Annotated in this window: 8 protein-coding genes; 2 read left to right on the top strand and 6 right to left on the bottom strand. The window is 70.9% G+C overall.

The window, feature by feature from the left end:
* Positions 1–4: 4 nt before the first annotated feature.
* Positions 5–703, bottom strand: a complete 699-nt coding sequence (locus E1293_RS00410) for a response regulator transcription factor (protein ID WP_132192522.1) — start codon at positions 701–703, stop codon at positions 5–7.
* Positions 700–1,917: a sensor histidine kinase gene (locus E1293_RS00405; RefSeq protein ID WP_132192520.1), complete on the bottom strand. Its 1,218-nt coding sequence runs from the start codon at positions 1,915–1,917 to the stop codon at positions 700–702. The genes E1293_RS00410 and E1293_RS00405 overlap by 4 nt, the downstream gene beginning before the upstream one ends.
* Positions 1,918–2,104: 187 nt before the next feature.
* Here E1293_RS00405 and E1293_RS00400 point away from each other — a divergent pair, with 187 nt between their 5' ends.
* Together E1293_RS00400 and E1293_RS00395 are read left to right on the top strand one after the other, a co-directional pair.
* A complete protein-coding gene (locus E1293_RS00400; RefSeq protein WP_243715931.1) occupies positions 2,105–3,025 on the top strand; it encodes a CPBP family intramembrane glutamic endopeptidase in 921 nt (306 codons plus the stop codon).
* A 112-nt stretch (positions 3,026–3,137) separates the two neighbouring features.
* Positions 3,138–5,954: a glycoside hydrolase family 2 protein gene (locus E1293_RS00395; protein ID WP_132192518.1), complete on the top strand. Its 2,817-nt coding sequence runs from the start codon at positions 3,138–3,140 to the stop codon at positions 5,952–5,954.
* An 83-nt stretch (positions 5,955–6,037) separates the two neighbouring features.
* Here the strand turns inward: E1293_RS00395 and E1293_RS00390 are convergent, their stop codons facing one another.
* From E1293_RS00390 to E1293_RS00375, 4 genes are all read right to left on the bottom strand, one after another.
* A complete protein-coding gene (locus tag E1293_RS00390; RefSeq protein ID WP_207938590.1) occupies positions 6,038–7,696 on the bottom strand; it encodes an AMP-binding protein in 1,659 nt (552 codons plus the stop codon).
* A gap of 53 nt (positions 7,697–7,749) precedes the next feature.
* Positions 7,750–8,934, bottom strand: a complete 1,185-nt coding sequence (locus E1293_RS00385) for an argininosuccinate synthase-related protein (protein WP_132192516.1) — start codon at positions 8,932–8,934, stop codon at positions 7,750–7,752.
* 132 nt (positions 8,935–9,066) lie between these two features.
* On the bottom strand, positions 9,067–10,614 hold the full coding sequence (locus E1293_RS00380) for an AMP-binding protein (protein WP_132192514.1): 1,548 nt from the start codon (positions 10,612–10,614) through the stop codon (positions 9,067–9,069).
* A gap of 23 nt (positions 10,615–10,637) precedes the next feature.
* On the bottom strand, positions 10,638–12,029 hold the full coding sequence (locus E1293_RS00375; protein WP_165978025.1) for an MFS transporter: 1,392 nt from the start codon (positions 12,027–12,029) through the stop codon (positions 10,638–10,640).
* Between the last annotated feature and the right edge of the window lie 2 nt (positions 12,030–12,031).

Here is a 12,031-nt window from a genome sequence, read left to right as displayed (position 1 = left end):
AGCGTCAGGGGCGGTCTGCTCCGCCTGCCACGCCCGCCCGGTACGCGAGGACCACCGCCTGGACGCGGTCGCGGAGGTCCAGCTTGGTGAGGATGCGCGAGACGTAGGTCTTCACGGTCTCGTGCCCGATGACCAGCTCGGCGGCTATCTCGGCGTTCGACAGGCCCTCGCTGATGAGCAGGAGGACCTCGTGCTCGCGGGGGGTGAGGACCTTGAGGCGGTCGCGCTCGGGGGACGCGGGGGCCGTGGCAGGACGCACATGCTCGGCGAAGCGGCCGATCAGGGTGCGGGTGACGACGGGGGCCAGGAGGGACTCGCCGCGCGCGACGGTGCGCACCGCGTTGATCAGTTCGGGCGGCGGGGCGTCCTTCAGCAGGAAGCCGCTGGCGCCTGCGCGGAGGGCCTCGTACACGTACTCGTCGACGTTGAAGGTCGTGACGACCAGGATCTTCATGGGGCTCGTGGACTCGGGGCCCGCCAGGCGGCGGGTGGCCTCGATTCCGTCGAGCAGGGGCATGCGGATGTCCATGACGACGACGTCCGGGTTCAGTTCCTCCGCGGCCCGGATCGCCGCCCGGCCGTCCCGGGCCTCGCCCACGACCTCAAGGTCGGACTGGCTGTTCAGGATCGTGACGAAGCCGGCGCGCACGAGAGCCTGGTCCTCGCAGACCAGCACCCGGACCACGGCGGGAGGGACGCTCATGCCGCACCTTCCGCGGGGATGCGCGCGTGCACGCGGAACCCGCCCTCCGGGCCGGGTCCTGCCGTGAACTCGCCGCCCAGCATCTCCACCCGTTCGCGCAGCCCGGTCAGGCCGCGGCCTCCCGACACGTGCGGGCCGCCGTCGCGGAGCGCCGCGGACGAGGGCGCGCCGCCGGCCGTCCCCGCGGTGGTGACCTCGACGTCGGTCCAGCCGGGGGTGTGCGCGAGCCGCACCAGCGTTCGCCGTCCGGCGGCGTACTTCACGGCGTTGGTCAGGGACTCCTGCACGACGCGATACGCCGTGAGCTGCGCGCCTATGGCCATGTCCGCCCGCTCTCCGTCCTCGACCAGCTCGATCGGCTGGCCGCCCGCTCGTGTCTGCTCCACCAGATCGGGCACCCGGCCCGGTACCGGGACCCGCTCCCGGGGCGCCGACTCGCCGGTCGCCTCCAGCACACCGAGCAGGAACCGGAGCTCGGCCAGCGCGCGGCGGCCGGTGCCGTTGATCGCGCCGAGGGCCTCGGTGACGCTCTCCGGCGACTCGGTAAGGTACTGCGCCGCGCCGGACTGCACCACCATCGCGGTCACGTGGTGCGTCACCACGTCGTGCAGCTCCCGGGCCAGGCGGCCGCGTTCCGCGGTGACGGCCGCCTCGGCGGACAGCCGCCGGCGCTCGGCCTCGCGCGCCCGCCTCCCGCGGACCAGCACGCCCAACCCGAACATCGCCGCCAGGGCGAGGAAGTAGAGCAGGTAGTCGGCCAGTCCGGCGGGCGAGTCCAGCGCCCGCAAGGCGACGGCGAAGACCACGTAACCGCCCGTCGCCCCAGCCGCCACGACCCGCCGGAAACGGGCCTGGTGGGCGCCCACGGAGTACAGCGCGATGTACAGCCCCAGGCTGCCGAAGGTCGGCGGGCATCCCAAGGACTCATGCACCGCGAAGGAGGCTCCCGCCACCGCCAGGCAGACGGCCGGCCACCGGGTGCGCATCGCGGTCGGCAGCGTCATCCCGAGCGTCAGCAGCACGCTCGCGGCAGAGGCGTCATGGGTGGGGAGGTCGCCGAACCGCGCCCCGATCTTCGACAGCGGCTCCGCGAACGACAGCAGCGTGAACACGAGCGCGAGCTCGATGTCCCTAGTGGTGGCGGGACGGGATCTCCACCAGCGCGACAGTGCGCGGAGCCGGGTCGTCGCGGCGGCCATCAGATTCACCTGCATGACCGTAGCGTCCGGAAACGGCCGCGGTGTCCTTCCCGGAGAGGAGGGCCGGTAGCTCGCTCAGGGGACCCCTGGACGAGGCAAGTGCTCACTCCTTGGTGACTACTCACCGTGGTCGCCGCCCGTAGCTTTTCGGCATCGAAAGCGAAGCCGACCCGCCGGGAGCGGGCCCCTTGAGGAGGAAGCCGTGGCAACCGACCAGCAGCAGGCGCCGACGCGACCGTCCGGTGCCGATCTCCACCCGACCGGATCCGCCCCAGGAGGCCCCAGGCGGTGGGCCGCGTCGGCGTGGGTCCGGCTGCCGGTGCTGTTCGTGCTGATGCTGGTGGTGAACTCCGTCATCGCCGCGGTCAACGGCGCCGCCGACGCCACTCCGCTGACCGCCCTGATCGCCGGGGTGGCCGCCGGTGGGCTCGCCCTCGCCGCCTATACCGGGCTGGTGCGGTTCCTGGAGGGCCGCCGCAGCCCGCAGGAGCTGGCCCCCGCGCAGGCCAGGCTGGGACTGTACCGGGGCATCGCCCTCGGGCTGGGCCTGTTCGCCGCCACCATCGCGCTGGTCGCGATGGTCGGCGGCTACCACGTCCACGGCTGGGGTTCGATCGGCGGCGCGCTGACGACGCTGGGGGTGATGACCGGCGTCTCGGTCGTGGAGGAGCTAACGTTCCGCGGCGCGCTGTTCCGGGTGCTGGAGGAGAAGGCCGGGACGTGGGGGGCGCTGGCCGTCTCCGGGCTGGCCTTCGGCGGCCTGCACCTGGTCAACGAGGACGCGACGCTCTGGGGCGCGCTGGCCATCGCCATCGAGGCCGGACTGATGTTCGGCGCGGTCTACGCCGCCACCCGCTCGCTGTGGCTGCCGATCGGCCTGCACCTGGGCTGGAACATGGCCGAGCAGGGCATCTTCGGCACCAGCGTCTCCGGCTCGGGGACCGGCAGCGGGGGCCTGCTGGACGCCTCCGTCACCGGCCCCCAGGCATTGACCGGCGGCGACTTCGGCCCCGAGGCCAGCATCTTCGCCATCCTGGTGTGCCTCGTCCCGACCGTCCTGTTCCTCCGCGCCGCCAAGCGCCGCAACCGAATCCATACCCGCGGTTCGAAGCAGGGGGCTTAGCACTACCCCCATTGGCGTCCTGGGCCTACGGACCGGTGGGTGGTGCCCGGCCGAGCATTGAGGGCATCGGCCGCCGGGAAGTGCCCGGGCCGCATTAAGGGGTGATGGACACATGAGCGGGTCCAGGACTCGAACAACGGCGCTGTGCGCCGCGCTCGCCCTCGCCGGGACGCTGGCCCCCGCCATGCCGGCCCGCGCCTTCGCCGGGCACCGGCCCGGCGTGCAGCGGATCCGGTCCTCCGGGACCACGGAACTGACCTCCGGCTGGGCGATCCGGTCGTCCGCCGACATCCGCGACACCGGTGCCGAGATCTCCCGGCCGGACTATTCGACCAAGGGCTGGCTGCCGCTGTCCCGGCCCGAAACGCTGATGGCGGGCCTGCTGGAGAACGGCCGGTACCCGGACATCTTCCACAACGACACCATGGCGAAAGTGCCGGCCAAGCAGTTCGATGTGAACTGGTGGTACCGCGAGCAGCTCACCGTCCACCCCCGGAAAGGCGGCCGCACGTCACTGGTGATGAACGGCGTCTCCGGAAAGGCCGACCTCTGGATCAACGGGAAGAAGATCGCCGCGGGCGACCGGCTCCAGGGCTCGTACGCCCGGCTGGAGTACGACATCACGCCCTACGTCCGGGACGGGGCGAACGCCATCGCGCTCGACGTCTCCCGCAACGACGCCGACATCACCAAGTTCGACACGCCCATGCGGTACCTGACGCAGAACCAGGTCGACTGGAACCCGATGGCGCCCGACCAGAACACCGGGCTGCAGTACGCGCCGCAGATCGTCCAGGAGGGGCCGGTCTCGGTCCGCAACGCGCACGTGTTGCAGGACGACGCCCCCGACCTGTCCACCGCCGACCTGACCGTCAAGGCCGACGTGCGAAACAACACCGGGTCGGCGCAGCGGGTGGTGGTGTCCGGGACGGTGACGCACGGCTCCACCCGCGTCGCCTGCAAGGCCACGGTCACGGTGCCCGCGCACGCGACCCGCACCGTTGCGATCACCAAGGCGGACTGCCCCGGCCTCCACCTGGAGCACCCGGCCGTGTGGTGGCCGTACCAGATGGGCGACCAGCCGATGTACCACCTCGCGCTGGACGCGTCCGTGGGCGGAACGGTGTCCAGCGCCGCCGCCGAGGATTTCGGCATCCGGACGGTGACGTCGCGGCTCACCAAGCCCGTCCCCGGCAAGACCCACGGCAAGGACGGCTACCGGCAGTTCATCGTCAACGGCAAGCCGCTGGTGATCCGCGGCGCCGGATGGTCGCCGGACCTCTTCCTGCGCTACTCCCCGTCCAACGTCTCCCACCAGATCTCCTACATCCGGAACATGGGCCTGAACGCGGTCCGGTTCGAGGGCAACTTCCCGCCCGGCGACATGTTCGCCCAGCTCGACCGGGCGGGCGTCCTCGCCATGCCGGGCTGGCAGTGCTGCGGCCTGTGGGAGGGCAAGTGGTCGACCTGGTCGGACGTCGTCAAGGCCAACGCGTCCAACCAGGCGGGCACGATGGCGGCGCGGCTCCGCGACCACCCGAGCGTCTTCACCTTCTTCCAGGGCAGCGACAACGCGCCCGAGCCGGAGAAGGAGGCCCTCTACCTGAAGGCGTTCGAGGAGGCCGACTTCCGGCTCCCGCAGGTCGCCGCGGCCGTGTACCAGTCGTCGCCCAAGCTCGGGACGTCCGGCGCCAAGGAGGGCGGCTACAACTACTTCCCGCCGGGCGCCCTGTGGAACAACAGGCGGGAGACCGTCAACACCGACGACCCGACGCTCAGCATGACCGGCAGCGCCTGGGGGTTCGACACCGAGGTCAGCACCGGCAACACCATCCCGACGCAGGACTCGCTGAACCGCTTCCTCTCCCCGGCCGAGCAGAAGAAGATCTGGGACCCGGCGACCGCCAAGGGCCAGACCGCCGGCCAGGACATGTATCACACGTTCCTCTACGCCGACTACACGCGCCTGTCCCGGATGGGCGTCTACAACACCCCGCTGTGGCACCGGTACGGCCCCTGGAAGGACGCCGGCTCGTACCAGAAGACCGTCCAGCTCGGTGAGTACGAGGTCACCCGCGCGCAGTTCGAGTCGTACATCGGCAACTCCACCGACAAGGCGAACCCCAGCACCGGGATCATCTACTGGATGCTGAACAAGGCGTGGCCGTCGCTCCAGTGGAGCATGTACGGCTCCGACTTCGACCAGCCGGGCGTCTACTTCGGCGCGAAGAAGGCCAACGAGCCGGTGCACGTCATGTACGACTACGACGACGGCTCCGTCAAGGTCGCCAACCTGACCGGCGCCCGCCAGGACGGCCTGCGCGCCACCGCGCAGATCATCGACATCGACGGCAAGGTCCGCGCCACGGCCACCGCGCCCGTCGGGGCGCTGGGCAGCCAGGACGTGCGGACCGTCCTGCACCCGAAGGTCCCGGCCGGCATCTCGAAGACCTACTTTGAGAAGCTCACCCTCACCCGCGGTTCCGAGGTCGTCAGCCGCAACGTGTACTGGCTGTCGACGAAGGCCGACCGGGTCGACTGGCCGAAGACCCACGCGCCCGGCAAGTACACCCCGTCCAATGGGTTCGCCGTCTTCCAGAAGGACGGCTACGCCGACCTGACCGGCCTGCGCACCCTCAAGCCCGCCGACATCAAGGTTCAGGCCACCACCCGCCGCGAGGGCCGCGAGATGGTGACGAGCGTGACCGTCCGCAACGTCGGCCACGGCGGCACCCCGGCTCTGTTCACCCGCGCCGACCTGTTCGCCGGAGGCACGCAGGTGCTGCCGATCCGCTGGAGCGACAACGACATCACGCTCTGGCCCGGCGAGCAGCAGACCATCACCGCCCGCTACTCCGCCACGTCCGCCAAGCCCGACGTCCGCGTCAACGGCTTCAACGTCCCCGACCAGACCCGCCGCGCCGGCTGAACCCGGCACGAAGGCCGGATGGGAGCGGATCCCCATCCGGCCTTCACGGCTGCTCCCCGCCCCGGCGCGTGCCTGAACACCGTTTAGATGAACCGGTCCCGGAGTTCCACCTTGCGCACCTTTCCGGTGGCGGCCGCCCTGGGGAGGTCATCGACGAGTTCGAGGCGTTCCGGCCAGAAGAACGCCGTCATCCCGGCATCGCGCAGCAGTGCCCGCACCCCGTCCAAGCCGATTCCGCCGTCGGCCGCGGCGGGACGGATGACCGCGCAGATCATCTGGTCGGCGCCGCCGAGCACCGGCAGCCCGATCACCGCCGCCTCCTCGACGCCGGGATGCCGGGTGAGGATCTCCTCCATCTCGGTGGTCGGCACGAAGAACCCGTTCCGGAAGACGGTGTCCTTGGTGCGGCCGGTGATGCGGATGCCGCCGCGCCCGTCGTGGCGGGCGAGATCACCGGTGTCGAACCAGCCGTCCTCGTCGCAGAACGACGCGTACAGCTCCGCCCGCCGCAGGTAGCCCAGGCACTGGGTGGGACCGCGCACCCACAGCACGCCGGCCTCCTCCCGCTGCCCGGGATGCGGGTCGATGCGGAACTCCATGTCGGAGATCGGACGGCCGTCGCTGTGCACCGCCCAGTCGACCGGGTCGTCCGGGCGGCTGATCGTGACCGCGCCGTTCTCGGACATGCCCCACAGCGAGAACAGGCGCCGCCCGAACACCTCGCCGATCTCCTGGACGAGCGGCGTCGGGATCGGCGCGGACCCGCCGACCAGCCAGCGCAGCGCGGTGAGGTCGCGGGGCTCGGCCCGCTGGGCGTCCACCAGCGGCCGCAGGAAGTGCGGTGGGCCGTACAGGTAGGTGACCTTGTGCTCGGCCAGCAGGTCCGCCATGGCCGCGCCGTCCGTGGAGTCCTGGAAGACCGCGGTGCCGCCCAGCGCGACGGGCATCAGCATCCCGCGCACGAACCCGGTGTAGTGGGTGTACGAAGCGATCATGGTCACCACGTCCGTGCCGTCCAGGCCGAAGACCTCGGCCTCGCCGCGGATCGGCGCGTACAGGGTGTTCTGGCTGTGCAGCACGCCCTTCGGCTCGCCGGTGGTGCCCGAGGTGAAGAGGGTCAGGTACGGCTCGTCCGGGCCGAGGTCCCGGCCGCCGAGGTCCGCCGCGTGCGTCTTCTCCCACGGGCTCTCGAAGAAGAACTCGTGCAGGTCGCGGGTGCCCTCCGGCCTCGCCTCACCCGACACCACGACATGCTCCAGCGACGGCAGTCCGGCTGCGAGCCGCAGGCCGAGCTCGCCCCGCGCCTCGGCGCCGAACTCGGCGAGCGTGATGAAGACCCGGGCCCGCGTCAGGCTGAGATAGGCCGCCAGCTCCCGCTCCCGGTAGACCGGGAGGAGCGGGCAGATCTGCGCCCCGGCGCGCAGGCACCCCAGCGCGAGGACGGTCAGTTCCCAGCCGTTCGCGAGCTGGACGGCGACGGTGTCGCCGGGGCGCACGCCCAGCTCGATCAGGGCCCCGGCGCAGCGGTCGGTCAGCAGGCTGAGCTCGGCGTAGTCGAGCGTGCGGGTGTCCCCGGAGCCGGTCCGGCGGGCGACGACGGCGGCCTTGCCCGGATGCTCTCGCGTGTGCCGCCGTAGATCGTCGAGGAAGGTCTCGTCCCGCCACCAGCCGCGCCGCCGGTACTCCTCGGACATTCGCACCTCCGTCTGAATCGCCTCGAACACCCGAGCCTGCTGGCTCATCGGGACGTTCCCGATCGTACGGTTCCGTTGAATGCAAGATCACCCTGTGCGGGTCAGTCCGTGGCGAAATGGGAGGCCGACCGGGCGGTGTCACGTTCCCACCCGTCGCGGTCGCGGATGTAGAGGGCGTCGCGGGCCTCCACCGACAGCACCGTCATCCCGGTCCGGTCGAGCCGGTAGACGATCCGGCCGGTCACCCGCTCGGCGACGCTCATGACGAACGCCTGGGCGGCCGCCCGGAGCGAGCCGAACCAGCGCCCTTCGAGTGCCTCCCTGGTCCACGTCTGCTCCAGCGACATCTTCTCCCGCATGGTCTCGGCGGGCACGGTGGCGCTCTCCAGCTGCCGGTACGCGTGGAGCAGCAGGCAGGCGGCGGGCATCTCCCGCACCTCCAGGACCTTCTCGCCGCTGTCGAGGTGCTCCAGCCCCGAGTAGCGGCCGAGGCCGTGGCGGCCGGCCCGGACGTTGAGGGCCCCGACCAGTTCGCGCAGCCCCGCGGGCTCCCCGTCCAGGGCCACCGGCCGGCCGCCCGCGAAGTCGATCACGACCTTCTCCGGCCGCTCCGCCGGCGCGCCGGCCGTCCAGGTGTAGAGGTCCTCGGGGACCGGGAACCATTCGGGGTCGTCCAGCAGCCCGGACTCGAACTCCCGGCACCACAGATTGGAATCCCCGCTGTGCGCGCGGTTGGCGAAATCCGGAAAGCCGGCCTCCTTCAACGCGGCCTGTTTATCGTCACGGCTGATCGCGTCGAGTTCGTACGGGCTGCCGAAATGCCCGTCAAAGCCGAGTGCGGCAATCGATGTGTTCAACCTGCGCAGGCTGTTCTGTGACCTGTTCGCGGTGTGCAGCACCACCTGCGCGCCGACCTCTTCGGCGAGTTCCACTGCCGCGCGCGCCAGCAGTGGGCGGCTCAGCGAGGAACTCACCGGATGTACTCCGAGATAAAGCGCCTGCGCGGCGATGGCGGGCGCCACGAACTCGTCGGCGAAGACCGCCGCCTGGTCGGCCAGGACGTGCCGGGCCCCGAGCCGGGCCACCCCGCCGGCGCCGTCGTCGTACTCGGCGTCGCCGCCCAGGCCCACCGACAGCGCGTGCACCTGCAGGCCAGGATGGTGGCTGAGCCGCCACAGCAGATAGAAACTATCCAGCCCGCCGCTGAAGAGCGTCACCACCCGCCCGCCGTTCCGGGCTATCCCTTCAATGTGATCGAATTCGCGGACGCATTTCTTGGTCCACATTTCAAACCTCCGGGAGCGAGGCGCGCCAACACCAATTCCAAGCCATGTTGATCTTGAAGATACGGGCCGCGAACACACCTCCAAACACCCCAAGGCGTTCCGTTATCATCTTGCAACAACGGCAAAGCGCGGTCAGTTGACCTGGCGGTCCATTCCCTCCCAGTAGGGCTTGCGCAACTCGCGTTTGAGGACCTTTCCGGTGGTCGACAGGGGCAGCGCGGCGACGAACTCGCAACTGGTGGGGGTCTTCCAGGCGATCAGCGGCTCGCAGTGCCGCCGGATGTCCTCCTCGCTCGCCGTGCGGCCGTGCTTGAGCACGATGACCGCGTGCACCTTCTCGCCCGGTCTGCCCTCGTCGGGGATGCCGATCACCGCGGCGGCGGCCACGGCGGGATGGTCCGCGATCGCCTGCTCCACCTCGGTGGAGAAGACGTTCCAGCCGTCGACGTTGATCACTTCACTGAACCGGTCGACGATGAAGAGGTAGCCGTCCTCGTCCAGGTATCCGCCGTCGCCGGTGTGGACCCACCCGTCCCGGACCGTCCGCGCGGTCTCCTCCGGCTTGTTCAGGTAGCCGAGCATCATGGCGCCGGTGCGGACGATGATCTCCCCGACCTCGCCGCGCGGCACCTCCACGCCCTCGTCGTCGACGATCCGCACCTCGGCTCCGAGTGCGGGCCGCCCGGCCGAACGCAGCTTCCGGCCCGCGAGGTGATCCTCCGGCGGCAGCAGCGTGGCCAGGCCGAACTCGTTCATCCCGTACCACTGGTGGAAGGCGGCGTTGGAGAACGCCTTCATCACTCTCGTCAGGAGCGCCTCGGTGATGGGCGCCGCGCCGTAGGCGATGCTCAGCATGCTGGACAGGTCGCGCTCCGCGATGTCCGGCTGATCGACGATCTGCTGCATGGTGCCCGGGGCGAACGGCGCGTGCGTGACCCTGTGGCGTTCGATGGCGTCGACGAGCCCGTCGGCGTCGGTCGTGCGCGGGATGACCGTGAGCCCGCCCCAGATGCCCTGGATCAGCCAGGTCACCAGCATGGAGATGGACGAGAAGTTCGACGTGATCAGGATGTGCCCGCCGGGGACGCCGTGAGCCGGAACCCTCGCCGGCAGGATCAGCGCCTGATGGACCAGGCAGGCGTGGCTGACCACGACGCCCTTGGCGCGTCCGGTCGTCCCGCTGGTGTAGACGACGCCGGCGGGCGCTTCGCCGCCCCGGCGGGCGTCCTCCACCGGCTCCGTACTCGCGATCAGCTCCTCGAATCCGGACATGCCGGCCGGCGGCGGCCCGTCGCCGACGTGGACGACCTCGCGCAGATCGGGACAGGCTTCCCTGATCTCCGGCAGCCGCCCCAGGAACGCGTCGTCGACGAAGAGGATCTCGGTCCGGGACTCGGCCAAGGCGTAGATCATCTCTCGCGTGCTCCAGGCGGGGTTGACCGGGTGGAACACCCCGTTCGCCCACGCCACGGCCAGGAAGAACTCGATATAGCGGTCCGAGCCCAGGGCGAGCATCCCCACGTGTTCGCCGTCGCGCACGCCGCGATTCCGCAGGGCCCCGGCGAGGCGCGCCACCCTGCCGGCCTGCTCGCGCGCCGTACGGATCCGGTCGCCGTAGGCCGTGACCGGCTCGTCCGGAGCGAGTTGCAGGGCCCGATGGACGATGTGGGTGATGTGCATGGTCTCCTCCGAGTAGCGCTTGATCAGCTCGTTCCTGCGGACCCGGCTGCTCGAACGGCGGGTGCGCGGCGGAAGACGGTCAAGGCCGTCGCGAGCATGAGCAGGGAAAGGACCAGGGCTCCGGTGAACGCCCCGGCGAGCGACTGGACGCGGGTCCCGTCGACCCGCTCGTAGACGGCGACGAGCACGGCGATCCCCAGCGGCCCGCCGACCTGCATGGCCTGGATGAGGCCGGACGCGCCGCCGTGCTCGCCGGCGGGCAGATCGGTCATGGCCATCGCCGTCGCGGCCACCGACACCAGCCCGTGGCCCGCGCCGAACAGCAGCACCGGGCCGAGGATCCCGGACACGAAGGTCCCCGTCGCCGAGATCTGCGTCAACCACACCATGCCGATGATGGTGAGCACGGACCCGGCCGTCATGACCTTCATCGGCCCGGCGCGCGGGAGCAGCCACGGCACGGCCCTGTTCGCGGCGATCACGGTGACCGTGGTGGGCAGGAAGGCCAGCCCGGTCTCCAGCGGGCCGTAACCGAGGACGCCCTGGGCGTAGAGGGTGAGGAAGAACATCATGCCGCTCATCGCGGCGGTGAGGAGCAACCGCATGACGCAGGCGCCCGCGCGGTTCCGGTCGCGCAGCAGCCCGAGCGACATGATCGGCTGCGGCGCCCGCGACTCGACGGCGACGAACAGGGCCAGGAGGACCAGCGCCACGGCGAGGGCGGCGACGACCAGCCCGTCCCCCCAGCCGGATTCGGCGGCGCGCACGACCCCGTAGACGAGGAGCGTCATCCCCGCGGTCGCCGTGAACGCCCCGGTCGCGTCGAAGCGGCCCCTGATGCGCGGGGACTCGTGGAGGCACCAGCGGGCGAGCACCACCACGGCCGCCCCGACGGGCACGTTGACGAAGAACGTCCACCGCCACGTCCCCCACTCGATCAGCGCCCCGCCGACGACCAGGCCGAACATCATGCCGAGGCTGCCCGCGCTCGTGACGACGGCGTAGGCGCGGTTCCTGGCGCCGTCCTCGGGGAACCCGGTGGCGATCAGCGCCAGCGAGCCGGGTCCGGCGAGCGCGGCACCGGCCCCCTGCCCGGCCCGTGCGGCAAGGAGCAGCTCGGTGTTGAACGCGAACCCGCCGACGAGCGAGGCGACGGTGAAAAGGGCGACCCCCGCGGTGAAGACCCGCCGGTGGCCGAGGATGTCGCCCGCCCGGCCCCCGAGCAGCAGAAGGCCGCTGAACACCAGCGTGTACGCGTTGACCACCCAGGACAGCTCGGCCGCGGACGCGTGCAGATCCCGCTGGATGCTGGGCAGGGCGATGTTGATGATCGTCACGTCCAGCAGCACGATCACCTGACTCGCGGCGAGGACGCCGAGGGTCAAAGTACCGCGAGCAGGTACGAAGATCGCCATCG

This window comes from Actinomadura darangshiensis (assembly GCF_004349235.1).
GTDB lineage: Bacteria > Actinomycetota > Actinomycetes > Streptosporangiales > Streptosporangiaceae > Spirillospora > Spirillospora darangshiensis.
This window is presented reverse-complemented; position numbering and strand designations above follow the sequence as displayed.